18 protein-coding genes are annotated in these 25,645 nt (G+C 71.2%); 5 read left to right on the forward strand and 13 right to left on the reverse strand.

What is annotated here, in order from left to right; genetic code table 11:
* Nucleotides 1–204 precede the first annotated feature (204 nt).
* Nucleotides 205–1,140, forward strand: a complete 936-nt coding sequence (locus tag ACFYR0_RS28605) for a hypothetical protein (protein ID WP_389334138.1) — start codon at nt 205–207, stop codon at nt 1,138–1,140.
* A 29-nt stretch (nt 1,141–1,169) separates the two neighbouring features.
* On the opposite strand, the gene ACFYR0_RS28610 is transcribed toward ACFYR0_RS28605, so the two are convergent.
* On the reverse strand, nt 1,170–5,486 hold the full coding sequence (locus ACFYR0_RS28610) for a hypothetical protein (RefSeq protein WP_389334141.1): 4,317 nt from the start codon (nt 5,484–5,486) through the stop codon (nt 1,170–1,172).
* Between the two features lie 304 nt (nt 5,487–5,790).
* On the opposite strand from ACFYR0_RS28610, the gene ACFYR0_RS28615 reads away from it, so the two are divergent.
* Nucleotides 5,791–8,742 carry an AAA family ATPase gene (locus tag ACFYR0_RS28615; RefSeq protein WP_389334144.1) on the forward strand — a complete coding sequence of 984 codons (2,952 nt, stop codon included), beginning with the start codon at nt 5,791–5,793 and terminating at the stop codon, nt 8,740–8,742.
* Between the two features lie 84 nt (nt 8,743–8,826).
* On the opposite strand, the gene ACFYR0_RS28620 is transcribed toward ACFYR0_RS28615, so the two are convergent.
* The 7 genes from ACFYR0_RS28620 to ACFYR0_RS28650 form a co-directional block, all read right to left on the reverse strand.
* Entirely contained in the window at nt 8,827–10,740 is a 1,914-nt protein-coding gene (locus ACFYR0_RS28620; RefSeq protein WP_389334147.1) for a S41 family peptidase, read from the reverse strand.
* Between the two features lie 91 nt (nt 10,741–10,831).
* Nucleotides 10,832–11,692, reverse strand: a complete 861-nt coding sequence (locus tag ACFYR0_RS28625; protein WP_389334150.1) for a S8 family serine peptidase — start codon at nt 11,690–11,692, stop codon at nt 10,832–10,834.
* A 13-nt stretch (nt 11,693–11,705) separates the two neighbouring features.
* Nucleotides 11,706–11,897 (reverse strand): hypothetical protein, encoded by a 192-nt coding sequence (locus ACFYR0_RS28630; RefSeq protein WP_389334152.1) that lies wholly within the window; start codon nt 11,895–11,897, stop codon nt 11,706–11,708.
* A 61-nt stretch (nt 11,898–11,958) separates the two neighbouring features.
* A complete protein-coding gene (locus ACFYR0_RS28635; protein WP_389334154.1) occupies nt 11,959–12,150 on the reverse strand; it encodes a hypothetical protein in 192 nt (63 codons plus the stop codon).
* 5 nt (nt 12,151–12,155) lie between these two features.
* On the reverse strand, nt 12,156–12,344 hold the full coding sequence (locus tag ACFYR0_RS28640; RefSeq protein WP_386376644.1) for a hypothetical protein: 189 nt from the start codon (nt 12,342–12,344) through the stop codon (nt 12,156–12,158).
* 48 nt (nt 12,345–12,392) lie between these two features.
* Nucleotides 12,393–13,388, reverse strand: a complete 996-nt coding sequence (locus ACFYR0_RS28645; protein WP_389334157.1) for a hypothetical protein — start codon at nt 13,386–13,388, stop codon at nt 12,393–12,395.
* Between the two features lie 128 nt (nt 13,389–13,516).
* Nucleotides 13,517–13,825 carry a hypothetical protein gene (locus ACFYR0_RS28650; protein ID WP_389334160.1) on the reverse strand — a complete coding sequence of 103 codons (309 nt, stop codon included), beginning with the start codon at nt 13,823–13,825 and terminating at the stop codon, nt 13,517–13,519.
* 882 nt (nt 13,826–14,707) lie between these two features.
* Here ACFYR0_RS28650 and ACFYR0_RS28655 point away from each other — a divergent pair.
* Together ACFYR0_RS28655 and ACFYR0_RS28660 are read left to right on the forward strand one after the other, a co-directional pair.
* A complete protein-coding gene (locus ACFYR0_RS28655) occupies nt 14,708–16,069 on the forward strand; it encodes a bifunctional o-acetylhomoserine/o-acetylserine sulfhydrylase (RefSeq protein WP_389334163.1) in 1,362 nt (453 codons plus the stop codon).
* Nucleotides 16,066–17,253 (forward strand): homoserine O-acetyltransferase, encoded by a 1,188-nt coding sequence (locus tag ACFYR0_RS28660; RefSeq protein ID WP_389334400.1) that lies wholly within the window; start codon nt 16,066–16,068, stop codon nt 17,251–17,253. Before ACFYR0_RS28655 ends, ACFYR0_RS28660 begins: the two co-directional genes overlap by 4 nt.
* Nucleotides 17,254–17,569: 316 nt before the next feature.
* Here ACFYR0_RS28660 and ACFYR0_RS28665 read toward each other — a convergent pair whose 3' ends face one another.
* From ACFYR0_RS28665 to ACFYR0_RS28680, 4 genes are all read right to left on the reverse strand, one after another.
* Nucleotides 17,570–17,851 (reverse strand): hypothetical protein, encoded by a 282-nt coding sequence (locus tag ACFYR0_RS28665; RefSeq protein ID WP_389334166.1) that lies wholly within the window; start codon nt 17,849–17,851, stop codon nt 17,570–17,572.
* 24 nt (nt 17,852–17,875) lie between these two features.
* A complete protein-coding gene (locus ACFYR0_RS28670) occupies nt 17,876–19,216 on the reverse strand; it encodes a S8 family serine peptidase (RefSeq protein WP_389334403.1) in 1,341 nt (446 codons plus the stop codon).
* A gap of 360 nt (nt 19,217–19,576) precedes the next feature.
* Entirely contained in the window at nt 19,577–19,933 is a 357-nt protein-coding gene (locus ACFYR0_RS28675; RefSeq protein WP_389334169.1) for a hypothetical protein, read from the reverse strand.
* Nucleotides 19,934–20,244: 311 nt separating this feature from the next.
* On the reverse strand, nt 20,245–21,804 hold the full coding sequence (locus ACFYR0_RS28680) for an alpha/beta fold hydrolase (protein WP_389334171.1): 1,560 nt from the start codon (nt 21,802–21,804) through the stop codon (nt 20,245–20,247).
* Between the two features lie 906 nt (nt 21,805–22,710).
* On the opposite strand from ACFYR0_RS28680, the gene ACFYR0_RS28685 reads away from it, so the two are divergent.
* Nucleotides 22,711–23,457: an SAM-dependent methyltransferase gene (locus ACFYR0_RS28685; protein WP_389334174.1), complete on the forward strand. Its 747-nt coding sequence runs from the start codon at nt 22,711–22,713 to the stop codon at nt 23,455–23,457.
* A 207-nt stretch (nt 23,458–23,664) separates the two neighbouring features.
* Here the strand turns inward: ACFYR0_RS28685 and ACFYR0_RS28690 are convergent, their stop codons facing one another.
* Entirely contained in the window at nt 23,665–25,353 is a 1,689-nt protein-coding gene (locus ACFYR0_RS28690; protein WP_389334177.1) for a SpoIIE family protein phosphatase, read from the reverse strand.
* Nucleotides 25,354–25,645 lie beyond the last annotated feature (292 nt).

The following is a 25,645-nucleotide window of genomic DNA, read 5'->3' on the forward strand; positions in this document are numbered from 1 at the left end:
GGCGCCTCGGGGGGCCAAGTAGCGTCGGCCGTAACGGCGCAGGCATGCCTCCAGCCGCATCCGTTCCGCCGTCTCCAACTCTCCGAGCGTCAGCCCGCCCTATTGCGCGTGCCGCATCAGCCCTTGTACCGCCGGGCGATCAGGGAAGAGTAGGTGCCTGCCTTTCCCGGAAGTGGGGCCGGTCAACCTGCGGCCTCTGCGACGATGGTCGTCAGCGCGGGCGTCACGGCGATGCCCGGCGGTAGCGGACGATGCGGGGGCCGGATGTCCATTCTCGGGGTGCACGGGATCGGCAATGGCAAGTACTTCACGCAAGCCGGCGAGGATCTGGTCTCGGCGACTGAGGCCATCGGGGCCGACTGGCTGGGCTGGATGAGCAGGGGCGGAGCGAAGTACGCCCCGGGCCGGCCGATGCCGGAAGCACTCCCTGTGGCCTATTACGCCGACTGCCTTGCACGCGATGTGGCCATGGGTGCGGCCGATGTGGAGAGCCTGGACCCTGTGGGCCGGGAGCTGTTCGTCACCTGGGTCGAGGAAGTCGGGCGGGAGAGGTTCGGGGCGCAGTGGGCCACTGAGGTCGGTCAGAATGCCGCCCACAAGTGGCTGGTCCGCAGGCCGGCCGAGGCGATGGTCCGGCACTTCGGCCAGAGCCTCTGCGATCTTCTGGCGCGCGCTTCCGACTCGCTGGCCGGCTACTTCGACCCGCAGGACACGAGCCGGCGGGAGAAGGCGCGGCAGCGGGTGGCCGAGGCGATTCGCCTGTACCGGCCGCGGGCGGTCCTCGCTCATTCTCTGGGCAGCGTGGTGACGTACGAGGCGCTGTGCGCGGATCCCGAGCTGGGGAAGGGGATCGAGTTGCTGGTGACGCTCGGGAGCCCGCTCGGTGTGCCGAGGGTCGTGTTCGAACGGCTCGCACCGACGCCGGACGGCAGGGGGATCAGGCCGCCGGGGGTGGGGGTGTGGGTCAATCTTGCCGATGTCGGGGACCCGGTGGCCCTGCCGCCGGGTCGGCTGGGCGAGAGGTTCGAGGGGCTGGACGAGGACATCACGGTGTCGCTGGATGTCCTCAACCCCCATGGGGCGCGGAACTACCTGATGTGCCGCCAGATGACGGCGGTCCTCGGCAAGCATCTGCGTTGACGGCGCGGCGGCCCGCGAGCAGAGCGGTCTCAGTCCTCGTCGGCTTCGACGTGCGTGTGCAGGCCGCCCGCGGAGAACACGGCCACGTCCCTGCCGAAACCGAACAGGAGCCTTCCCTCGGTCAGCCAGCGGGCCCGGTGGACGGGCTCGGGGAAGACCAGCTCCTCCACGAGCCGGCGGGTGGTGAGGTCCCATAGCCGTACCGTGCCGTCCTGGCAGGTGGTGACGACCGTGGGCACCTCGTCCACGGAGGCACAGGTGACGGAGGTGACCATCCCGGTGTGCCCGGCGAGTTCGCCTGACTGTGTCCGGCCCTCCAGGTCCCACAGCCGTACGGACCCGTCGGCGCAAGCCGTCACGCCCGTGGCGACGGAGCCGACCATGGTGCAGTCCACGGCGGTCACCGCGTCGCTGTGCCCGGGGAGCAGTCCGCACTCGGTGTAGGTGGCCAGGTCCCAGAGCCGAACGGTCCGGTCGTAGCCAGCGGTCACGGCGGTCGGCAGGGGGTCGGTGCCGAAGAAGGACACCGAAGTGACCGCTGCCCGGTGACCGCGCAGCGTGCCCGTCGGCTTGCGCTCGCGCAGGTCCCACATCTGCGCCACGCCGTCCTGGTGCGTGACCAGGGCGCGCGGTGCGCCGCCGACCAGGGCGCAGCGGACCGAGGTGACCGGCGAGGGGTGGGGGCCCAGCCGGGCCAGGAGTGTGCCGTCGTCGGCGCCGTGCAGGTGGACGGCTCCGTTGGCTGTGCCGGTCACCAGGAGGCGTTCCTGCTCGCAGCAGTCCATCGCGGAGAAGCCGCCGCGCACTGCGATCGTCGCTGCGGGGCCGGCGGCGGCTCCGTCGTCCGGCGACCAGAGCCGGATGGTGCGGTCCGCTCCCCCGCTGACGGCGAGGACCTGGCCGTTCGTCGTCAGCGCGGCCAGATCGCGGATCGGCCCGTCGTGCCCGGGAGCCGGATTCGGCGCCGGCTCCCGCATCGGCGGCTGTGCGGTGACGTTCCAGGTGCGTACGGTGCCGTCGTCGCTGGCGGATACCAGTGCGTGCGGGGCGGCGGTTCCCGTGGCCAGGGCGGTGACCGCACCCATGTGTCCGCGCAGCACGTGTGCGTTCGCCGGGCTGCCGTCGGGGGACCACTGGTGGATGCGGCCGGCCGCGTCCGCGGAGAAGACGATCGCGCCTTGGTCCGAGGGCAGTACCGCCACGGCGGTGACGGCGTCCTCGTGGCCGCCTCTCGGCTCGCCGTCCGGGGTGCCGTCGGGGAGGTGCCACAGACGCACGGTGGCGTCCGCGGAACCGGTGACCAGGTACGTCCCCTCAGGGGCCGTCCACGTGGTGAGCGCGGTGACCTCGTCCGTGTGACCGGTGAGCGGCTCACCCGCCGGGGTGCCGTCGGGGAGGTGCCACAGACGCACGGTGGCGTCCGCGGAACCGGTGACCAGGTACGTCCCCTCAGGGGCCGTCCACGTGGTGAGCGCGGTGACCTCGTCCGTGTGACCGGTGAGCGGCTCACCCGCCGCGGTGCCGTCGGGGAGGTGCCACAGACGCACGGTGGCGTCCGCGGAACCGGTGACCAGGTACGTCCCCTCAGGGGCCGTCCACGTGGTGAGCGCGGTGATCCGGTCGCTGTGGCCCAGCAGCGGCTCGCCGCGTATCTGTCCGGTGGCCAGGTCCCACAGGTGGACCGGTCCGTTGGCCGACCCGGTGATGAGCACCGGGCCCTCCGTGCCGTCGAGGGTGGTGGCCGTGAGCGCGGTGATCTGTGAGGTCAGTCCGGTGAGCGGCTCTCCCACCGGGGATCCGTCGGTGATGTCGGCGACGCGGATCGTGCCGTCGGCGCCCGCGGAGACGGAGACGGGCCGTCCGTCGAGTTCGAGTACGACCACCGCGTCGACGGCGTCCACGTGCTCGGAGAACACACTCAGCTGGCGGGTGTCCAGGTTGGTTCCCGTGGCCCAGAGCGGCACGGTTCGTGCGGGTGCGGCGTCGACGGCGGGTGTTTCCAGTACCTCGTGCGCGATGTCGGGAAGGCCCCAGCGCATCGCTTCCAGGGCGAGCAGCTGACGCCGGGCTCCGAACGGCAGGTCGCGGATGCGGGCAGGCGATGTCCGCAGAAGCAGGGCCCGCGGATCGGCAGGGCGTGGCAAGAGACCGGTGAGGAGCGGTCCCAGCGCATCGGCGTCGGCGTGTACCAGGAACCCGGGATGGACGAGGATGTCCGGCAGCCGTCCTTCGTCGGCGGCGTGCTGGGCGGCGTGGCGGCGTACGTAGGGAAGGGACCAGGCCGGGTTTCGGGAGGCGGACAGCCCGTCGCGGGAGGCGAGTACGGCGTCCAGGACACCGGTGTGCCGGCACTCGCCGTCGATGTCGTTCTGAGCCGACCTCAGGTAGTCGTCCAGGCCCTGGTTGTACAGCCGGTACAGAAGGGTGCCGTCGGTGTCGGTGGAGACGCGGAGATAGTGCCCTTCCCTGTCCAGCTCCTGCTGGATCTCGTCCGGTCCCGGGAGCGTCCCCTCGGCCATGAAGAGCCGCGCGACGGACCTGACCACGGATACGGGCATGCCTGTGCCGCGGGTGTGCGCGAGCGCGGTGAGCAGGGGCCGGCGCAGTGGCCGCGCAGCCGCCCCGGTCGCCAGGTCGAGGTCCAGCACGCCCGCGAGGTCGCGCGGCACCTTCCCGCCGAGCGCCTCCGCGGAGGTGGCGTCGAAGGCGGGCTGCTGCAGGGAGAGGATGTGGTGGGTGTACAGCCCGGAGATGAGGAATTCTCCACCCCGCTGCTGGGGGAGCCGTTGGGACAGGACCGCGGCCATGCCTTGGGCGAACAGCGGGCGGGCCTTGCTGAACCGCGTATCGGCGTAGTAGGGGTCGGTCCGCAGCAGCATGGACACATAGGCGTGCAGTTCGGTGTTGAGAGTGTCGGCGTGGATCTTCTCCAGGTCGACGGGCAGTCCCGACTCCTGGGCCATCGCGTACAGCGGAGAGGCGGGCTCCTCGTCGCGCACGCCGACCAGACAGTAGGCGAGGGGGGTGCCGTCGGGGCGTCGTTCCGACAGGGGAAGGATCAGTTCGCTCACGACCTCCGAGGGGTTCTCGGCCTCGTCGACGGCGTCCATGACCACCACGGGCGGCAGGGGCAGTCCACGGATCGCCTCGCACAGGCTGCGGGCCGGGGAGAACTCCGCGCGTCCCTCCCGCACGCGTTCCTCCACCCGTAACTGCCGCGCCATGGAGCCGAGGATCGCGGTGAGGCCGCGCCGTCGTGCGTGGACCGCGGCCATGTGCCCGGGCCCGTGCCGGGAGGGGGCGTGTGCGCCGAACGGGGCCAGCCAGATACGGTCGTCGGTCTTGTCGAAGTCCTCGTGCGTCGCGCAGACGAGCACCCCGAGCAGTGCCGACTTGCCGGAGCCTCGCCGCCCGGTGATCAGGCAGAGCCATGGGAGGGCGGGGTCGCCGTCCATGGTGGCGTCCAGCCACTCGGCGACGTCCCGTAGTGCCTGCGACCGTCCGACGAACCCCACCCCCGGCCGGTGGGGCCGTAGCGCCGACTGCCCGGTCGACGCCCGCTGCCAGTGGCCGAAGTCGAGTATCTCGTCCCACTGGACGACCTGTGACACCGACAGCGGATTGTCGAAGAACGGCAGGTCCGGGTACTGCCCGTCGTAGGGGGTGGCGGTAACCCGTTGCTCGCTGGCGCCCGGGGCCGAGGCCAGCGCATCGACCCGTGCGCGGGTGCCCTCCACGAGCCTGGCGAACGGAACGTGGGGCGAGGCGGCGTCGAGACCCAGGGAGGCGGGATCGGTGCACAGGTCGGTGAGAAACGTGGCGAACGCCCGGGTGAGACGGGCGTTGTAGGCGTTGTCGGACTTTTCGCAGGCGCCGATCACCCAGACCCGCCGGTCGAAGCCCGCCGCCTTGTGGATCCATTCCGGCCACGCGGCTTGACCGGCGTGGCACAGGTCGAGGACGAGGAGTGTGTACGGCCGATCCGGGTGATAGGTCTCGACGAGTTCGGACCACCGCTCGACGTCGGTCGTCTCGTCAAGGCCCCCGCAGGCACCCACGATGTGCAGTCGCTCGGCCGGCGGCACCGTGACGCCGTGGCTGAGCACATGCAGAATGCGCGGACCGGGACCGGACACCTTCAGGAACGCTGTGGCCTTCGCCCCCAACTCGGATGCCGTCAGACCGTCGTGACTCTCGAGGGTGTATCCCGCGGTGGTCAGTGCCGTACGCAGGGCCAAGACTTCTTGCGGGAACGGGAGTGCGCGGTGGGCGCCCTGGAACTCGTGGACGGCCAGGCTCATGGCTCTGCCCCGGCAGCCCGGAGTTTCCTCGGAGGCCTCCGGCATCCGGTCATCCTCGATGTCGTTCGATGTGACGCTGTGCGGGCCAGGCTACTAAAGACGACCGTCACGCATGATGGCTGCCGGGCAATCGGTTCGAGGGCCGGGAGCATCTTCAGGTCCACCGCAGTCGCGGGCACCCGGCGGGATGGGGCGCACAGGCCCTAGGCTGGGGTCGAGAGGCAAGCAGGAGGTCGATCCGTTGGACTCGCCGGGCCCCGGGCACAGCCGTGCCCTGCTGATCGGTGTCGAACCGTACGAGTACGGTGGCGATGCCGAGAGCGAGCAACCGTACCTTCCCCCGACAGACATGACGGCCCGTCTGGTGCGGGAGACCGCCGAGGCCTTCGGTTCCCTGGGCTACGCGTGCGTCACCTCCTTCGACGTGGCCCCCTGGTCGGCGCGCTCCAAGGCGGGCGAGTTCCTGCGGCGGCATCCCGACGACACCTGCATCGTCTACTTCGCCGGTCATGGGCATCTCGCGTCGGACGGCCCGGCGCCCCAGTCCGTCTTTCCGGTCGACTCTCCTCATCCCTCGGACCGCTCACAGTCCTGCGTCCTCTTCGTCCTGGACACCTGCGGGGCCCCGGCCGGCGAAGTCGACAGGATTCGAAGGTCTCTGCCACCCGACGCATGGCTCATCCTCGGGACGGACAGCGGATCAAGACGGCAGGCCCAAGGCACCTTCACCCGCGGCCTCTTGACTGTGCTCGACCGCCTGCGGCAGGGGGAACTCGACGTCGATCCGACCCTGCCGTTCGTACCGCTCCCGGTCATCGCCTCACAGTTGCGACGGCAGATGGCGTTCGCGGGCGGAAGCGACGTAGTCGTCGTGGAACCCCTGCACGTCGCCGACAGCGGGAGCCGCAACCCGCCCTTCTTCGCCAACCCGGCATACGTGGGCGCGCGCAGGCAGGGGCTGCTGCACCGCAGCCTCGACCCGGCCGTCCTGCCGTTCGTGGAGGACGCCGACAGCGGCCTCGACCCCCACCACTTCATGGAGCGTGCCTCGGGCAGCTCGGCCGTGGCAGAACACGGGCGCGGCGTACTCGGGCGCTTCACAGGCCGTCGGCACGAGCTCGCGCTGCTGTCCGACTGGCTGGACGACCCGGACGCTCCGGGTCCGGCACTCGTCACCGGTGCCCCGGGCGCCGGAAAGTCGGCCCTGCTCGGTGTCCTCGTCAGCGCGGCCCACCCCGCCCTGCACGACAGAAGCAGGGAACTGTGGCTGCGAGCAGCCCATGTTCCGGCACCCGCCACCACCGGCTTCGCCGCCGTCCACGCACGCCAACGCGACCTGTTCGAGGTCTGCGCGTCAGTGGGCCGCCAGCTGGGCACCGACGTGCGCACTCCGCAGCGGCTTCTGGAGGAGTTGCGCGGCATGCCGACACCGCCGATCGTGGTGGTCGACGCTCTGGACGAGATGGTGCAGAGCACCGACGTCATGCACCAATTGCTGCTCCCGCTCACCGAACGGGCTCGGTCGGACGGCCGCCCCCTCGCCCGGATCCTGGTCGCCACCCGGCCGTACTCGCAGTACGCGCCCCTGCTCGACGCCGCGGCCGTCGACGGTCTGCTCATCGACCTCGACCGGACGCCGGCGCACGAACTCACCATGGATCTGGCGGAGTACGTCACGGGGATTCTGCGGTCCACGCGCGCCTTTCGCCATCGCGGGTCCGTCGTCCATGCCTTCGCCCGCGAGCTGGCGTCCACACTGGTCAACCGGAACACCCCCGAACTGCCCTGGGGCACGTTTCTCGTCGCCGGTCTGTGCGCCCGGACTTTCGCCAACTCCGTGCATGACACACAGATCGATCCGCACGACGCGGCGGAGGCCGCCCACCAAGTCCCGCACAGCCTGACCGAGTTCCTCGAACTGGAACTGCGTTCGCAGCCAGAGCTGTTCTGGCTGCGCCCCGTCCTCACCGCCCTGGGCGCCGCGCACGGGCTGGGCATGCCCGTCTCCACGCTGCAGCGCGTCGCCCCGCTGTTCACGGCCGGCCGCGACGGGCGGAACGTACCGCCCGAGCCCTCTCACAACGAACTGAGAAGAACGCTTCAAGCAGCCCGGTTCTACCTCCGTACAGCCACCGACTCGGACGGGTCACTGCTCTACCGTCTCTTCCACCAGTCGATCGCCGACTATCTTGTCGACGACTTCGCACACTCCGCCGCCCCCCAGTGGCGCCGCTCTCTGCTGGAACTGCTACTCCGTCCGCTGGGAGCCGCCCCGTCACGTGACTGGCAGGCAGCCGAACCGTACGTCCTGCGACACGCCCTCGCTCTCGCCACAGAGGCGGGTCTAGAAGGCGAACTGCTCAACGACCCAGAGTTCCTCCTGCACGCCGACCCCCGCTCCGTTCGGGAAGCCGTGTCCAACACCCCCGACGCGGCGAGGCTGCCGTTGTCAATCGTGCAGCAACTGCTGGACAGTCGGCACTCCGTGCGTGACCGGCGAACTGCGGCGAGCCTGACGGCCCTCAGGGACGGAAACGCCGAACTCGCAACCCGGTTGGCCGCCCCCGCTCACGGCAGCGGCCTCCCATGGGTACCGCGGTGGACAGTCCGCTGCCACCCCTCGCCCGCCCGCATCCTCGCCCTACCCGCGGACGGTCACACCGAACTGCTCGTACTGCCCGCCGAGAGCGGCGACTACGCCGTACTGAACGGACGCACGGGGAAGGCCCGCTCGAACCGCCCCCACCCCCTCGCTTTCACTCACGCGGAGCGGATCCAGGTCGCCGGGCTCACCGTCGTACGACTCACTGACAGTTCCCGAGGCAACTGGATCCACGAACCGGGCAGACGTCGCCTGATCGACGCGGGCCCCGCACCACACCACCACGCCACCGGGCTCGAGCCCGGGCAACTGGACCCCGGCCCCGACCGGACAGGGCCGACCGGACCTTCGGTCCACGCCCTCTTCGACGGCCTGCTCGTTGTCTGCCGCGGGGCCGAGGACGGCTCCGTTCGTCTTGAGGACGCTGTCCGCCGGGAAGTGTTCGCACAGTGCGACACCCGTCACGATGGGCCGGTCACAGCGGTGACCTGCCGGTACGGAGCATCAGGGTTGACCGTGCTCACCGGCGGCCGTGACGGCGCGGTACACGCATGGACTCCGGAGAGCGACCACGCTGAACGGCTTCTGCTCCTGAACCGTCCGGTCCAAGCCCTTGAAGTGACGTCCCGCAACGAGCTCTTCGTCGCGGCGGGAGACGAGATCATCGCCTTTCGCGGCGAGCCGCGCTCGGACAGGTGATCCCGCCGCGGCTGGCACAATCCGTTGAGGCAAGACGGCGCGTGACCGCGACTCGCCCCGCCCCGGTCACGGCCACGCCCGTTCCTAGAGCTGCTCGGTGCGGCCCGCGACGAGCTCGCCCGCGGCGAAGCCGTCCACCCTCACCGACTGGGCGCCCGTGGCACCCGGGACCGTGACCTCCACCTGACCGTCGGAGACGTCCTCGGAGGTACGGGGGCGCCGGTCGAGGTAGACGTCCACGCGGTCGACGTTGGCCGTCCTGAGCTTCAGGCGCAGCGAGCCGTTGGCGCGCGTGGCGTCGGTGACGGTCAGCTCCCGGACGGGCTGCGTCCTGAGGAGTGCGCCGGCGCGGGCGAGGAGGTCGACGTTGCCTTCCAGGAGGTCCCGCCGGGTCATGCGATGGCGCTCGTCCGGTACGACGCCGAGGTCCTCCAGGGGTGTGCCGGCCCGGTCGCCGACCCGCAGGGACCTGCGGATCGACACGCGCATCCCCGCGCCGTTCGGCAGCGAACGGTACGGCGTGTCCGGGATCGGGAAGAAGTTGATGATGTCGGCGTGCGCCCAGACGTTGGCCCCGCCCGCTCCGGTGTTGTCGTCGGCACCGAGTACGGTGCCGATCCGGTGGTCCTGGAACCCCGCGGCGAACATGTCGGTGGCGGAGTAGCAACGGGCGTTGGTGATGAGGACGACCGGCCCGAAGTAGCGCTGGCCGATCGCGTTGGCCGGTGCCTCCGGGGTGAGGGGTACCGCGGCGGAGAAGGCGGCGCCCAGCTCCACGGCCTGCTCCATGGACTCCAGCCAGGGCCGGAGACTGGCATGGGCGCGGCACAGGCGCAGGTTGAGGGGCGTGTTGATGAACTGGAACGGCTCCGGCGTGATCCGGCGCGGGGTCAGTGCCTGGAGGGTGAGCTCCGACGCCCAGATCAGGCCGCCGCCGTTGTCGCGTACGTCGAGGATGAGACCGTTCTGCGGCAACTCGCCGATGAGCCGGAGGAATTCCTCGACGAAGGCTTCGGCGTCCTGGACGCTGAAGGTGTGGATGCGGAGGTGACCGAAGGTGCCCGACGGGGTGTCGACGGTGCGGGCGGTGAAGACCTGCGGCATGGTGCTCACGATCTCGCCCTCCGCGGCGGCGGGAGACCGTCCCTCGTCCACGGCATGCTGCCTCGCGACGACGTGCGGGGCGAAGAGCATGATGTTGGCCCGGCCGATCTCCTCGGACTCGTCGTCGACGCCCATCACGAGCGCCGCGTCGCCGCTGGGTGCGGGCATCGGCGGGAGGTTCTCCACGACCTGCCAGTGTTCCCGCAGCTCGCGCGCGACGCCGTCGGTGTCCGTGTAGCTGACGGTCACCCACTCCTCGAACGGCGGCAGATGGGCCGAGAGCGAGCGCACGGTCAGGGACTGCACGCCGCGGCTGCGGCGCGCCGCGGCGTTGCTTCCGGCGAACCGGGCCGCGTTGAGCTCGACGGCCTGCTCGATGGGGATGCCGCTCCAGTGGGTGATCTCGACGCCGCGTTCGAAGCCGGGGGCGGAGAAGCCCTCGGTGATACGGGTGACCAGGAAGCGGGGCTTCGGTCCGTCGGCGGCCTCCTCGACGCGGAACGGGAGGAAGGCGATCTTCTTGGCGAAGGGGTCGGGCAGCCGGTAGTTGGTGTGCAGGTCTCGAACCGAGTGGAACACCTGGGCCATCTGGGCGTGGAAGACCCACTCCGGTCCCATCGTCTCGGGTGTCTGCCGCTCCAGCTCGCGGCGGATGAGCCGCAGCCGCTGCACGGGGTTGACCGCGTGCATCGCGATCTTCAGGGGCAGGTGGACGTAGTTGCCCTCCATCAGGACTAGGGCCTGCTCGACGAGGAGCCGCCGCTGGTCCAGGGTGAGGTCGCCGGCACCCGCCAGGAAGGTCTGGAGCTGTGTGGCGGCGGACAGGTGCTCACGGACCGGTTCGGCCGATCGCTTGAGGTAGCCGGGGGATGTGTCGGGGCCGAGGGTGTTCATGACGTTGCCTCCGTGGTCGGTGCGCTGCGCTGGGGGTGGGGTGCCGGCGGCCGGTCTTGGGCCGGCCAGGCGGGGACCGGCCCGTCGCCCGTCACTGCGGCATCGCCTGGAGTGCCGTGTACGCGGCCCAGGCGTCGAGCAGCGGTGGGGTCACCGAGCGCCGTCGGACGGGGCCGTGGGTGACCGCATACCGCACGGCCTGCGGGCTGGTCTTCGGGAAGGCCGAGCGGAGGAGGGCGACCGTGCCCGTGACGAAGGGCGCGGCGGCGCTGGTGCCGCTCAGGACGAGGGTGCGGGAGTCGAGGGCGAGGCCCGGGACGCGGTCGCCGGGGGCGCCGACGCCGTGGCGGCCGATGGACGCGCCTCGGTTGGACTGGGGCATGGGGCGCCCGGCGCGGTCGTACGCGATCACCGGGATCGTCCATGGGTGGTCGGTGAGCACGGTGGCTCCCAGACGGCCCTGGTTCCCCGCGGCGACCACGACGATCACGCCCCGGGCGGCGGCGTGGTCGAGGGCGTCCTCCAGCGCGTGGTCACGCACACCGGAGGGCGCCGGCTGCGCCATGCTGAGGTTCAGGACGTGGACGCCCGCGGCGACGGTCTCCACGATCGCCTCGGCGAGCTCCCCCGTCCGTACGCCGGTGAGGCAGGTCGCGGGAGCGCCGTCGGCCGACCGGTCCGCGAACAGGGGCCGGGAGACGAGTGTGCAGCCGGCGCAGACGCCCCGGCTTCCGGCGATGAGCCCGGCCACGGCGGTGCCGTGCGCGCAGCACACGTCGCCGCCGCGGCAGGCTTGCGCGCCGTCGTGGGGCCGCAGTTCCCGGACGGGGTGGCCCGCGAAGGCCGGGTGGTCCACGGCGACGCGGCCGTCGATCAGGCCGACGGCGACGGAGGACCGGCCGGAGGTCCGTGCCATGAGCGGCGTGAGGCCGACCATGTCCAGGAGGTCCATGGGCGCCTCTACGTCATCTCGGTCCCCGGTCGGGGTAGCAGTTCCTGCGGATGCAGTCGCGGACGCAGCGGGCGGGGTTCCAGGAGCGCTCGCAGATGTTCTCGCAATGCGGCCCGAGCTCCTCCTCGCAGGTGAAGTGCTGGAGCACGAGGCGGTCGCCGGGTGCTGCGGGCGGTGAGGTTCGGGTGAATCCTGGCAGGCTCATGCCGGGTCACCTCCGCTCGAGGTGGTGGTGGATCACGAGGTGGTGATGGATGCCGCTCGGTTCAGCGGCAGGTCTCCATGCAGGAGTCGAAGCACTCGGACCATTCCGGCGAGCCGGGGTCGTGGTCGAAGCCGCATTCCGCACGGCACTCGCGCGAGCAGTACGACTCCAGCTGCGGGAACAGCCTGTCGTCCGGCGCCTTCGGGACCGGGCTCGCCCTTTCGACGGGGCGCTCGAATCCGGGGATGCGCATCAAGGTCACCACTTCTCCGAGCAGGCCTCGGCCAGGCACCGCCGCACGCACGCGCGTGAGTTGGGCACGCCCTTGCACTGGTTGCGGCACACCGGGGCCAGCTCCTCCTCGCAGGTGAAGAACTGGGGGTGCAGTCGGTCACCGGGGCTCACGCCGTGGGCCGGCGGCTCGACGGCGAATCCGGGGATACGCATGTCCGTTCGCCTCCTTTCCGTCTCGCCTGTCTGTCGTTTGCCGTAGCTCTATCGGTTGCAGTAGCTCTGGAACGCGGTCACGAGGTAGGGGAAGGGCCCCGTGACGCCGACGCGGGCAAAGCACTTCTCGACGACATTGGTCTGACGGTGGGTGTAGGAGAAGACGACCGTGACGACGGTCTGCGACCGTGTGCTCAGCCGGGAGGGTACGGCTTCCACCCCGGAGAGGATGTAGCCCGCTTCGCGTTTGCGGTGGGACGTCTGGTAGATCTCCTGGGACCTGACCGTCAGGAAGTTGACGGCCCGAGCGGTCGGCAGGGTGCCGGCGTTGTCGCTGAGCTGGAGCATGCGGTCGAGCGTCTCCGTCGCGCCCCGCGCGAACTCCTTCTTGGAGACTTCCCCCGGGCGCTCGATGGCACCGATCAGTTCCTTCCTGTCGAAGGCCCAGACCTTCAGGACGCTCACTTCCGGTACGGACAGTCCCTGGCAGGCGCCGGGAGGCACGACCGGGCCGAGACGGCCGACGACCACGGCCAGATCACGGTGGTCCCTGACCGGGCGCAGGGCTTCCACGAGCTCGTCCAGCTCGGTCGGGTCGGCGGGCTTCAGGATGTAGGTGGCGACGTCCTGGACGGAGAGGACGAAGCACATCTGCCGGGCGATGTAGCGGTTCTCCGGAGCGGAGAGGACGCGGTACATGGCCTCGGCGTCCGAGCTGTCGGTCCTGCCGCCGGCACCGGCGGCCTGGAAGAACTCGTGCTGGACGGAGAGGTCGGGGAACACCGCGTGGACGCGTCCCAGCACGTAGACGTAGCCGAGGGCCGGGTCGGCCTCGACCTCCGTGCCGCCCGGCGAGGCGGCACTGCTACAGCCGCAGGAGGCCTGGGTCACGGCCGACACAGCGGGTGCGGCGGGACGCGCGGGCCGGAGGTCCTCCGGGTCGAGCGTGGGAACGGCGTGGGCGGAGGCCGGGGTCGGGGGCCTCGTCCCGGCCTCCGGCGGGGGGCTGGTGGCGATGAGGGGGTCGGTGGTCTCGGCGTCCATCAGTCACTCCTCACACACACTCTGTCGGACCGTCAGGCCGGAACGCGTGGCAAGGTCCGATGAGGTCCTGCCGCGCAGGGTACGCCCGGCGACGTCCTGCCGAGCGAACGAATGCGCCCGCCCGTACGTCAGCGGTCCCCTTCGCCGCCGATGGTCATCCACCGGTTCAGCGTCTCGGCACGGCGCTCACAGCCGCCGCAGGGCCGGATGCCGACCGCCGTGGTCACCCGCGCGACGGCGTCACCCAGACCGATCTCCGCGCCTTCGCGGGCGAAGCCGGGAATGCGGACCTGATGCCGGGGCCGGTCATGACGGCGGCGGTCACGAGAGTCGCGGGAGTCGTCGGTGCCACGAGAGTCCCGGATGTCACGATCCGTGTGCTCCCGGGCCGTGCGCTCCCGGGCCGTGCCCCGACTGCTCGTTGCACGGTCAACCATCCTGCTCACATCCTGTTACTGATCACCTGACGGATGCCGTCGGCGCGCTTTCTCACACCACTCCATTTTCCTCCCGGACCGCCCAGAATGCACTCCGACCTGCCCCTTTCTCCGCCGGTCGGCCAGGCGGCACCGGGAGCCGGTGACTCCGGACGCGAAGGGACGACGTGACGGCCCGGTCGGCCCATGTGACGAGCGCTCAAGGACACGTCAGGGGGAACGACTTGCCAGCCGCCAGCGGCAGGTCGGGCAGCTCCGCAAGGCCGTACGCCGAGTCGGACACACGGATGCGGCCCGGCAGCACAACAGCGCCATCGGGCGGCGACGGACGGGTGCGAAGCCCCGGCAAGCGGGAGGCGTCCCGCCGGGGCGCCGTCGCCGTCATCCGTTCGGCGGCCGATCGCGGTGGCGGCGGGCGAGACGTGCTCCGGGGCGGGAGGCACGGGGGCCCGTCTCGCCGGTTCGGCTGAAAGTGCTGGTGCGCCGCGCCCCACCTGTGGTTACCTGAGCGCATGACCGTACTCGTGACCCGTCGCCACGTCGACTACGTGCGTGTCACGACCACGGGTTGTCCCGTCACCCGCTGACGCGGCGCCGCGCGGCATAACCCCGCGCTCCCCACACGCATTCCGCGTACTCGCCCCGCGCAGTGCCGTCCTCCCGGCCGCTGGGCCTGTACGGCTTCGGCTGCCTCCACGCCTGCTGTCTGCCACGGGCCGGACGGGCACCGTCCGGTGCCGGACCGCGAAACGGCAGTGCCCTCCCCGCCGCGCCGTCCTCGCCGCATCCGCCGTGCCCGAGTGCCCGCACACGGGACCGTGTCCGCCCCTCAGCCGCGGCCTTCCGCCACCCCACCGTTCACGCCCACCCCCGAGGAGAATCATGAGCCAGCCCGTCGACGCCGTCACCGCAGGTCACACCCCTGAGCGCGAATCCGCCGAACTCGAGGCGCCGGCCTGGTCGTTCGAGACCAAGCAGCTCCACGCCGGCACCGCTCCCGATCCCACCACCGGCGCCCGGGCCGTCCCGATCTACCAGACCACCTCGTTCGTCTTCCGCGACACCCAGCACGCATCCGACCTCTTCTCCCTCGCCGAACCCGGCAACATCTACACCCGGATCCACAACCCCACCCAGGACGCCCTCGAGCAGCGCATCGCCGCACTCGAAGGCGGCGTCGCGGCCGTCGCCCTCGCCTCCGGGCAGGCCGCGGAGACCCTCGCGATCCTGAACGTCGCCTCGGCCGGCGACCACATCGTCTCCAGCGCCTCCCTCTACGGCGGCACGTACAACCTGTTCCACCACACCCTGCCGAAGTTCGGCATCGAGGTGTCGTTCGTCGAGGACCCCGACGACCTCGAGGCCTGGCGGGCCGCCGTACGGCCGCACACCAAGGCCCTGTTCGCGGAAACCCTCGGCAACCCGCGCGGCAACGTGCTCGACGTCCAAGGCGTCGCCGACGTCGCCCATGCGGCGGGCCTGCCGCTCATCGTCGACAACACCGTGCCCACCCCGTACCTGCTGCGCCCCATCGAGCACGGAGCGGACGTCGTGGTCCACTCGGCCACCAAGTTCCTCGGCGGCCACGGCACCACCATCGGCGGTGTCGTCGTCGACGCGGGCACCTTCGACTTCGGCGCGCACCCCGAGAGGTTCCCCGACTTCACCGAGCCCGACCCCAGCTACCACGGCCTGCGCTACTGGCCCGCCCTCGGCGCGGGCGCGTACGCCGTCAAGCTGCGCGTACAACTGCTGCGCGACCTGGGCCCCGCCATCGCCCCGCACTCGGCGTTCCTGCTCCTGCAGGGCGTCGAGACGCTGAGCCTGCGACTGGAACGGCACTCGTCGAACGCCCTGGAGCTGGCGCGGTGGCTCGAACAGCGGGACGAGGTGGCCGCGGTGCACTACCCCGGCCTGCCGTCCAACCGCTGGTACGAGGCAGGGCTCCGCTACCTGCCGCGCGGCGCCGGGGCCGTGCTCTCCTTCGAACTGCGCGGCGGCGTGGAAGCGGGCCGACGATTCGTGGACGGACTGGAGCTGTTCAGCCACCTCGCGAACATCGGCGACGTACGCAGCCTCGTCATCCACCCCGCCTCCACCACCCACAGCCAGCTCGACGAGGCACAGCTCGCCGCCACCGGCACCGCCCCGGGACTGGTTCGCCTGTCGGTCGGCATCGAGAACCCGGACGATCTGAAGGCCGACCTCGAGGCGGGCTTCCGCGCCGCGAAGGACGCGTCCTGAACCCCGTCGCGACGGCGGCGGCCACCGCGGTCCCTCTTCCCTCCACCGGTGCGTGGCGGGAAGGGGACCCACCCGGCCGCCGCCGGTGGTACCGGCGCACGCAACCGCTGGCGCTGGAGGCGGGCGGCGACCTCCCCGGGGTGCGGCTGGCGTTCGAGACCTGGGGGCGGCTCGCCCCCGACCGCTCGAACGCGGTGCTCGTCCTGCACGCCCTGACCGGCGACAGCCACGTCGCCGGCGCTGCCGGACCCGGTCACCCGACCCCCGGCTGGTGGGACGCGCTGGTCGGCCCGGGCCGGGCACTCGACACCGACCGGTGGTTCGTGGTGGCGCCGAACGTACTGGGCGGCTGCCAGGGCAGCACGGGCCCCTCCTCCACAGGCCCCGGCGGACATCCCTGGGGCGGTGCCTTCCCCCGTCTGACCCAGCGCGACCAGGTGCGCGCCGAGACCGGACTCGCCGACGCGCTCGGCGTCCGGCGCTGGGCCCTGGTGATCGGCGGCTCCATGGGCGGCATGCGCGCACTGGAGTGGGCGGTCGGTGAACCCGGGCGCGTGTCCGCCCTGTTGCTGCTCGCCTGCCCGGCAGCGGCAAGCGCGGACCAGATCGCCTGGGCCACCGCACAGATCCAGGCGATCCGCGCCGACCCCCACTGGCAGGGCGGCGACTACCACGACGCCGGTCCCGGACGGGGGCCGCACACCGGCCTGGGCATCGCCCGCCGCATCGCGCACATCACCTACCGGTCGGCCGAAGAACTCCAGACCCGGTTCGGCCACGCGGCCCAGGGCGAGGAACAGCCCTGGCTGGGCGGCCGCTACAGCGTCGAGTCCTATCTCGATCACCATGCAGCGAAGCTCGTGGCGCGGTTCGACGCGGCGAGCTATGTCGCCCTGGTCGAGGCGATGAACACCCATGACATCGGACGGGGCCGCATCGACCGGCGAGCGGCTCTCGGCCGGGTACGGGCCCGGACGGTGGTGGCCGGGGTGGACTCCGACCGTCTCTATCCCCTGGCGCAGCAGGAGGAACTGGCGGAAGGGATACCGTCCGCGGACGGCGTACGTGTCATCCGCTCGCCGCACGGTCACGACGGGTTCCTGCTGGAGACCGATCAGGTCGGCGAACTGGTACGGGAACTCCTCGACGGCGCGTCGAAACCGGCCGTCGGCCTCACCGGCTGATCTGCCGATCCGTGCTCCGGGCGGGGCCGTGCGGCACCGGCTCCGGCAGTCGGCGCTCGGTGAGCATGCGCCCCGCGCCGTGGCAGGCGAGGACGACCAGGATCGTGCTCGGCGCCGACGACGCGGGGGCCGGAGCACGACGCCCCGCGCCGGGCGGCGCCGCAACGCCGAGCAGCGCCGCAAGGCCGCAGGGCGGAGCGGCTTCCGCGTCCGCCCGGCGCGGTCCGCGGGGCGTCGTGTGTGACCCCGGTCGGCGCCGGCGCCGACCGGGGTCACACACGCTTGTGCCCTGACCGCAGTGCGGCGCAGGGGCCGTTCAGCCCTGACCGTCGTCCGCCGGTCCAGGCTGTGGCGGTCCGTAGGGCTCGATCTTCGGGTTGGCGAACGGCCCGCGTGCCGCGTCCGTCCCGGTGATCCGGGCGGCGGCGCTCTCACTGACCATCATGACGTGGGTGCCCCGGTCGGGTTCCACGAGCACGACGCCGTACGTCTCGTCGACGTCGTCGGCGGTCAGCCCGTACTCCCGTATGGCGTCCGAGAGCGTCGCCCCTCGTGGGAGCGTGACGGTGACGAGGACGTATGGGCCTTGCGGAGCCATGGCTCTCCCTGGGCGAGATACCCGCTATCGGAGCTTGCGGATCACGTCCACGATACGGCCGGTGTCGATCGTGCCGTACCCGTGGTCGAACTCGAATCCCGCCCCGCCGACGTCGTTGGCGGTACGACGCAGCAGCGTGCGCATCTCCATCGGCGACAGCTTGCTCACGGGAAGCTGCGAGCGCACCGCTGCCACCACGCCGGCGGCGACGGGACAGGCCGCCGACGTACCGGAGTCGGGGCTGTTCTCGCCGAACGCCTTCGACCCCGCGAAGTGGGTGAAGGAACAGACGTCCGGCTTGCGGCGGCTGAGCCGGCCCGGCCCCTGGGAGGAGTAGCCGACGCGGACGCCGTCGACGTTCACACCGCCGATGGACAGCACCCGGGGGTGCGAGTTCGCTCCGTTGATCGGCCGCGAGGGGAACTGGCAGCGGCCGTCCGGACACTCCCGGCCGCAGTTGCCCGCCGCGAACAGGATGTCCGCGCCCGCCTGCTCCAGGGCGGTGACGGCCAGGTTGAAGGGGTGCGCCGGGTTGTCCGAGTAGTTTCCGGGGTGCCCGGGAGGGAAGTCCCAGCTCGGGCTGAACGAGCCCCAGCTGTTGCTGACCACCAGGGCGCGGCGCTCCTCGGGCATGTCCTCGAGGATGAACCGCAGGTGCGAGAAGGCCGCGATCGCGTCGGAGAGGAAGCCCTCCATGACGGTGGCGCCGGGGCGCCGCGACAGCAGGATGGGGAGGTCGAGGAGCGTCGCCTTCGACGCGGTGATCCGGGCGTCGAAGGCGCACATCGTGCCGTGGTCCACGTCGAACTGGCCGAAGTTCCCGACCACTCCGGCCGGCTTCCAGCTGCGGGCCGCGTCGACGGTCTGGTCGTGGCCGATGACCTGGGAGAGGTGCTGGACGTTGATGCCGGTGTCGAGGACGGCGAGGGCGACGCCGGCACCCTCCAGGCCCTCGGATTCGAGGCTCTGCGTCAGCTTGCGCTGGACGTCGTGCCAGTCACCCACCGGGGCGTCGCCGCCGCAGGTCGGCATGCTCTCGATGACCGGGTCGGAGGAGATGCCGACGATGTCGGGACGGGCGGTGGCGAGCATCGCGTACCGGCTGGCGATGTCGTAGTCCTGGATCTCCCCGCGCACGAGGACGCTGGCCTTCTCGGGAGCCAGGGAGAAGGTCAGCGGCTGGTCCAGGGACAGCGGGTCGCCTCCGGGCGCGGCCGGCTGGGGCTGGGGGACGGGGACCGGGACGAAGTTGGGGTCCAGGGCGATGCCGGGGATGTCCCCGGCGACGGTGGCTGCGGCGGGGGTGGTCTCGTTCGGATCGATGACGGCCCGAAGCACATCCTGCTCGGGACGCATCTGAATCATGACGCGCACGGTTGACTCCTGAACGGTGCAGCAGGCAGCCGCAGAGTCGGTTCGAAGGCCGACATGAGGGCGGCGCCTGCGAAGAGTGAGGGAAGCCGACGGCCGTCCGTCACCGGACAGTCACCTGAGCCGACTCCCCTGGGGGATGAACCTCATGCTGGCAGCCCGACCGGCCCTCACGACACCGCCAAACAGGCGACATACCCTGGGCATATGCCACAGGCCCCGCCGGACCATGGCGGGAAGGAGGCGTTGCCGCGGCCGGTCGCCGCCTTCGTCACCCGCGCCACTGCCGCGATGCCTTCGGGATCGCCTCGCGCCGCGCCACGGACAGGGCCGGCTACTCGGGCGCCGCCGCCCTCACGCGGGCAGGGCGCGCAGGCGCCGCCAGCGGGGTTGCTCGGCGACCAGACTGGCCACGGCCAGCGCCGTCACGGCGACGGCGGCCCATACCGGCCAGGCCACCCAGGAGAAGACGACGGCCGCGAGCAGCTGGAACACCACCAGGCCGATGGTCACCGTCCCCGGTACAGGCACGAGGATCTTCTCCCTCTCCATGCCGTTGTCGCCCGGCGTACCGAAGACGGTCAGCACCGCGAGCAGCAGGATCACCGACAGCACGGCGAGCAGCACCGAGTACGGAGCGAGCGCCCAGGGGGTGGCAACCCAGGCGGCGAGCATGCTGAAGAAGCGGAGCGGGTCCGCCAGGCGAGTCACACGACGACCCTCCCACAGCGGTCCGTTGGTGTGGAGTGCTTCGGCTGCAGAAGATCTGTGAAGTCCAACTCGGGTCCACCGGAGCCTGGTCGGGGTCACGGCCATTCAGAGACGGCCGCCTCGCCTCTGCGCCCCTTGGCACAGAGCGGACCCGGCCGGCGTTCGCGCCGGCCGGGTCCGGCCACACCCACACGGCCGAGGCCGGGCGGCGTCCGACGTGGCGCTCGGCGCGAGAACAGCGAAGTGCCGGAAGGCGCTCCCGCGACGGCCGGGCCCGTCAGGCCCGGCCGTCCGTCCCCGACAGGGTGTGTTCAGAAGCGGGGCGCGCCCGGTGCCTGCGGCGGCACCGGGGCGATGCCCGGGTTCACCCCCGCGGACCGGCCGGGCTTGCAGGTGACGTCACCTGTGGGCAACTTGCCGGTGATCAGGTAGGAGTTGACGTTCCGGTCGGCGCACGAGCGCGGGTCCATGGTGTAGACACCGTGACCCTCACCGCCCTTGACATAGACCAGGCGCGAGCCCTTCAGCACGCGATGCATGCCCAGGCCGCTGGTGAGGGGCGTCTGGGAGTCCCACTGGTTCTGCACGATGAGCAGGCCCACGCGGTTGTTCACCTTCGTGGCGGGCTCGGCGGGCTTCCCCCAGTACGCGCAGGGCACGATGTTGGAGCCGAAGTCGCCGTACAGCGGGTACCTGGCCCTGTCGCGGATCGCGTCACGCCGGTACTGCTCCGGATCGCGCGGCCATGCCGCGGTGTCGCCGCAGACCACCGTCCAGAAGGCGGCGGTGCCGTTGTCACGCGGTACCCCCGCGGCGGGAGTCGCGAAGCGGCGGGGTTCCCGCGCCTCGCCCGACAGCACCGAGGGCCGCGAGACTGTCCTGCCCTCGGCAGCCCTCTTCACATCGACGACCGCCTCGGCCGCGACCTTGGGGCTGAAGAAGACCGGACGCAGGCTGGCTCGGATGTCGTCCCCGCTGACCTTCTGGCCGTCGAGCTCGATCGGATCACGGTCGGCCCGCTCGACCAGATTCCAGAACGTCTTCCGCACCTTGGCCGCGGTGTCGCCGAGCTTGTACGTGCGGTGGCGCTGAGCGGTCCATCTGGTCCACCGCGTGAACGCGGGCTCGCCGCCCTCCGCCCAGACCTGGATCATGCCCCGCCACACCCGGGCCGGGTCCACGGCGCTGTCCAGCACGAAACGGTCGGTCCGCCCGGGGAACATCTGCGAGTAGACCGCGCCCAGATAGGTGCCGTACGAGTAGCCCACGTAGGAGATCTTCTTCTCGCCCAGTACGGCGCGGGTGACGTCCATGTCGCGGGCGGTGTTGCGGGTGGTGATGTACGGCAGGACGTCACCGTTCCTGGCACGGCACTTGTCGGCGACGGTCCGCGCCCACTTGACGGTGCTGTCGAACGTCTCCGGCCGGTAGGCGTGCTCGATGTTCTCCTCCGCGCTCGTCAGCCCGCAGGTGACCGGGCTGCTGCGCCCCACGCCCCGCGGGTCGAACCCGATGAGGTCGTACTGCTCGCGGACCTGCTTGGGCAAACCGTCCTTGATCCAGACCGGCATGTCCAGGCCTTCACCGCCCGGACCACCAGGGTTGAAGAAGAGCGCGCCGCGCCGCTTGCCGGGAACGCTGGTCTTCATGCGCGAGACGGCCAGCTTGATCGTCTTGCCCCCGGGGCGGCCGTAGTCGAGCGGGACCTTGATCGTCCCGCACTGGAACGTGGCGGGCAGCGAAGCGTCGCAACGGTGCCATGCGGGTCTCTGGTTCTCGAATGCCTTCAGCGGTGCTGCCGCGGATGCCGGCGACGGAGCGAGAGCGGGGACCAGTGTTGCCGTGACCCCCACGGCGAGCAAAGGTGCCATGCGTCCAATCCGCACGAGTGCCGTTCCTTCCTCTCAACTTCCAGGACGGAACGACGATTTCGTGTCCACGGACGCCGCGAATCCAACTGTGAGGCGGACTTCGTGCTACTCCGGACGGACAGAGAAAGTACGTACGGAGGAGAACCCGAACGCGTGGATCTACGTCCGGGCTCACGCGCTGGCAGTTCAGGACCGCAGGCCCCGAACTGGCCACTCCCTCAACACTGTTGACCCGGAACGGAGGCGGATCCCGCTCGAGAAGTGAGGCTGCGCGGCTCGCCATGGCCGCCGACGGTACCCCGGTTCACCGACCGCCGCCGGAGGCGATGCGCCCCCTGGCCGCCCCATTCACGGCCGGGGATGCCAGGGTGGGCCTCGAGCCGACTGTGGCACCAACCACGAAGAACCGGGCCGGGCTGTCGTCGGTCCAGGCGCGTCCTGCAACTCCCTGATGGCCCAGCCCGCAGACCGGAGGTCGACGGTGTCATGGGCGAGCGCAATGGGCTCTACGGCAGGGGCTCTACGGCGGCGTCGCACCGCGTCGTGCGCGCGACGCACGGGCATTCGTCGGGCAGTGCCGACCGGCGGCGAGAGGGGCTCCTTTCGGCAACCACGCCGCGGAATGACCTCGATCGTGAACGCTCCCACGCTCCTCGGCGGCCTGCCGCCGCGGGCCGGAGTCCGCCCGACGCCAGGAGCCCCGCGCTCTGCACCAGCCGCCTGTGGGTGCCCAGCCCGGGCGAAAACCGGTGGACACCGTCACTCACGCGTCCTAGCCTCGCCGAGGTTCGAAGTCCGCACGTCCGAATGAGGTGCCTTGCATGACGGTCCACGCAGCGGCGGCCAGCGCCGACAGGCCGTCCCCCGCAAGCGTCATGACCTCATCGGACGTAAGGAATCCCAGCTGTGGATCTTCCACGTAGCTTCACCATCCGCGAGAGCGGCCACCGCATCCACAACCCCTTCACGAGCGAGAAGCTGGCCGCCCTCGGGCAGGCACTGCACCTGGCTCCGAGGACGCGCGCACTCGACCTCGCCAGCGGATCGGGCGAGATGCTGTGCACCTGGGCGCACGCCCACGGCATCGTCGGGACCGGTGTGGACATCAGTACCGAGTTCACGGCCAGGGCCCGTCTTCGGGCGTCCGAACTCGGTGTCGCCGATCAGGTGGTCTTCATTCACGGTGATGCGTCCGGCTATGTCGCGGAGGAGCACGTCGACCTCGCCACGTGCATCGGCGCCACCTGGATCGGCGACGGAGTGGCCGGCACGATCGATCTGCTGCGTCGCAGCCTCCGCCCCGGCGGCATGCTGCTGATCGGCGAACCGTACTGGCGTCAGGCCCCTGTCGACCAGTACACCGCCGAGGCATGCCACGCGAGCGGCAAGGACGACTTCCGGCTGCTGCCCGAGCTGATCGAGCACTTCGGTGAACTGGGTTACGACATCGTGGAGATGGTGCTCGCCGACCAGGACAGCTGGGATCGCTATCAGGCCGCGCAGTGGTTCAACATCCGACGCTGGCTTGATCGGAATCCCGATGACGAACTGGCCGCCGAGTTGAGAGCCGAGCTGTCCGAGGGACCGGCCCGCTACGCCAGGTACCAGCGCGAGTACCTCGGTTGGGGCGTCTTCGCCCTCATGCCCCGCTGACGGTCGTGTCGAGGCCGGGGCCGGTACCGTGCCGGCCCCGCTTGCCGGGCGCGAAACCGGGGGCTGCTTCAGTGGCTTCACGTGGGTGTCCAAGCGGGCAGCGCCTTGTCGGCTGGTGGGGCAGTCCGCCGGCAGCAAGGTCCGGTCGCCGGCCGGTACGCCGCCGGGCTCGTCCCGGTCACCGACGTCATCGGTCGGGCATGTCGCTCAGGAGGGCGAGCCGGGGCCGTGGCGCACGGCCAGCAGGGCCACGTCGTCATCGTTGTCCGGTGGGCGGGCCCGCTGCAGCAGCTCGTCGGTGAAGGATTCCAGGGGGCGGTGGGCGAGGGATGCGGCATGTCGGCGCAGGCGTTCCAGGCCCTCGTCCAGGGTGTGGCCGCGGGATTCGACCAGGCCGTCGGTGTAGAGGATCAGGGTCGCCTCGGGCGGGAGCTCGGCCGTCGCGTCGGGACGGGCCCGCGCGGGTGGGACGCCCAGGAGGATGGCGTGTCCGTCGGTCAGGTAGCGGGCCGCGCCCTCGCGGGTGACCAGCAGGGGAGGCGGGTGTCCCGCGTTGGTCCAGGAGAGCTCGCACCGGCCGTCGGAGGTGTCCTTCATGCGGGCGAAGACCAGGGTGGCCATGGGGACCTCGTCGATGTCCAGGGTCGCCTGGTCGAGCCATTCCACGATCTTGCTCGGCGGCTTCTGCTGGGACACGGCGTACGCCCTGAGCATGTTGCGCAACTGCGCCATGCCGGCCGCGGCCTCCAGATCGTGGCCGACGACGTCCCCCACGGCGAGGGCGGTGGTGCCGTCGGGCAGGGTGAAGGCGTCGTACCAGTCGCCGCCGACGTGGGAGGCGTCCGGGGCGGGCAGGTAGCGAGCGGTCATGCTGCGCCCTGGCGAGCGCGGAAGCTTCGGCAGCAGATGGCGCTGCATGGTCTCGGTGACCTGGCGCTGACGCTGGTAGAGGCGGGCATTCTCCAGGGCGAGGCTGGCGCGTCGGGCGACGTCCTCCAGCAGTGCGGTGTCGCTGGCGGTGAACGGGTCGGGCCGGTCGGCGCGACCCAGGGTGAGGGCGCCCATCACGTCGTGCAGGCTGCGCAGGGGCACCATGACGGCCGAGTGCATGCCGGTGGCCGCGAAGAGGCGTCGCTGCTCCACCGCGACCCCGGAGTCGGGTGGCCCCTGGTAGGTCTCAGGGCCGGCGAAGGAGGACGCGACGCCGCGCAGGGCGCGTGAGAGCGGCATCTGGGATTCCTGGGGCACCGGCGGCATGGGTCCCTGGAGGTCCTCCCGGAACTTCACGGCGCCGCTCTCGGCGTGGGCGACGGCGAAACGCCGGACTTCGTCGCGCTCGCCGATGAGATCGATGACGGCCCAGTCGGCGATGCGCGGCACCACAAGGCTGATCAGGCGGCGCAGGGCCTCGTGGATGTCCAGGGTGGAGGTGAGCAGGGTGGTCGTCTCGGCCAGGAGGGCGAGCCGTTCGAGTTCGGAGAGGCGTCCGACGGCCGATGGCCGCTGGACGGGGGGCTCGGGGCGTCCCACGGAGTGGAAGAGAACGAGCGTGGCCGACGGATGGAGCCCCGTGTCGCAGGGCGTGGCCAGCCAGCCGACCGGCAGCAGGGTGCCGTCCCCGCGCTCGAGCCATTCGCCCTCGCCCTGTCCGGTGCGCCCGGCGAGGACGCTCTCCCACACGCGGCACTGTGCCCTCGGCACAGGCTCCCCGCAGCTGTTGCGGTGCAGCAGATCGTGCGCGTTCCGACCGATCAGACAGGCAGCCGGTCGGGCCAGGAGTTCTTCGCCGCGCGCGTTGACGGCGATGATCGCGCCATGCTCGTCCGCCAGGTAGGCACCTGCGGCGAGGGCGTCGAGAGCCCTGGCAACCGCTGTCGGCGGGGCCTCCGGCTCCATGATCGCTGCCTCCCGTCGCCAGCTGGTTCTTCAGGGCCGTCCCGCACCGTCCGGGTCCCCTCAGGGATACAGGCGACCTCGTCGGAAGGCAACGGCATCACGGTCCAGACCGCCCGGCTCGAACCGCCGCACAGGCCGCCTGGCGGCTGGGGCCGGGTGACCACTGCAACATCTATGGTTGCTCGGGCCGCGGCCATCTACACCCGAACAGGCGATCGATTCTTCCGGTCGCGGCGAACCCCGGGCGTGTGCCATCGGGATCCGACAGCCGACCGCGTCCTCGCCCGTGGGC

The organism is Streptomyces sp. NPDC005017 (assembly GCF_042873115.1).
In the GTDB taxonomy this organism is placed as follows: domain Bacteria; phylum Actinomycetota; class Actinomycetes; order Streptomycetales; family Streptomycetaceae; genus Streptomyces.

Excerpts from the sequence above, each read along its gene's own strand:
- ACFYR0_RS28605 (WP_389334138.1), top strand. The coding sequence starts at position 205 with ATGGTCGTCAGCGCGGGCGTCACGGCGATGCCCGGCGGTAGCGGACGA.
- ACFYR0_RS28610 (WP_389334141.1), bottom strand. The coding sequence starts at position 5,486 with ATGCCGGAGGCCTCCGAGGAAACTCCGGGCTGCCGGGGCAGAGCCATG.
- ACFYR0_RS28615 (WP_389334144.1), top strand. The coding sequence starts at position 5,791 with ATGACGGCCCGTCTGGTGCGGGAGACCGCCGAGGCCTTCGGTTCCCTG.
- ACFYR0_RS28620 (WP_389334147.1), bottom strand. The coding sequence starts at position 10,740 with ATGAACACCCTCGGCCCCGACACATCCCCCGGCTACCTCAAGCGATCG.
- ACFYR0_RS28625 (WP_389334150.1), bottom strand. The coding sequence starts at position 11,692 with ATGGACCTCCTGGACATGGTCGGCCTCACGCCGCTCATGGCACGGACC.
- ACFYR0_RS28630 (WP_389334152.1), bottom strand. The coding sequence starts at position 11,897 with ATGAGCCTGCCAGGATTCACCCGAACCTCACCGCCCGCAGCACCCGGC.
- ACFYR0_RS28635 (WP_389334154.1), bottom strand. The coding sequence starts at position 12,150 with ATGCGCATCCCCGGATTCGAGCGCCCCGTCGAAAGGGCGAGCCCGGTC.
- ACFYR0_RS28640 (WP_386376644.1), bottom strand. The coding sequence starts at position 12,344 with ATGCGTATCCCCGGATTCGCCGTCGAGCCGCCGGCCCACGGCGTGAGC.
- ACFYR0_RS28645 (WP_389334157.1), bottom strand. The coding sequence starts at position 13,388 with ATGGACGCCGAGACCACCGACCCCCTCATCGCCACCAGCCCCCCGCCG.
- ACFYR0_RS28650 (WP_389334160.1), bottom strand. The coding sequence starts at position 13,825 with ATGGTTGACCGTGCAACGAGCAGTCGGGGCACGGCCCGGGAGCGCACG.
- ACFYR0_RS28655 (WP_389334163.1), top strand. The coding sequence starts at position 14,708 with ATGAGCCAGCCCGTCGACGCCGTCACCGCAGGTCACACCCCTGAGCGC.
- ACFYR0_RS28665 (WP_389334166.1), bottom strand. The coding sequence starts at position 17,851 with ATGGCTCCGCAAGGCCCATACGTCCTCGTCACCGTCACGCTCCCACGA.
- ACFYR0_RS28670 (WP_389334403.1), bottom strand. The coding sequence starts at position 19,216 with ATGATTCAGATGCGTCCCGAGCAGGATGTGCTTCGGGCCGTCATCGAT.
- ACFYR0_RS28680 (WP_389334171.1), bottom strand. The coding sequence starts at position 21,804 with ATGGCACCTTTGCTCGCCGTGGGGGTCACGGCAACACTGGTCCCCGCT.
- ACFYR0_RS28690 (WP_389334177.1), bottom strand. The coding sequence starts at position 25,353 with ATGGAGCCGGAGGCCCCGCCGACAGCGGTTGCCAGGGCTCTCGACGCC.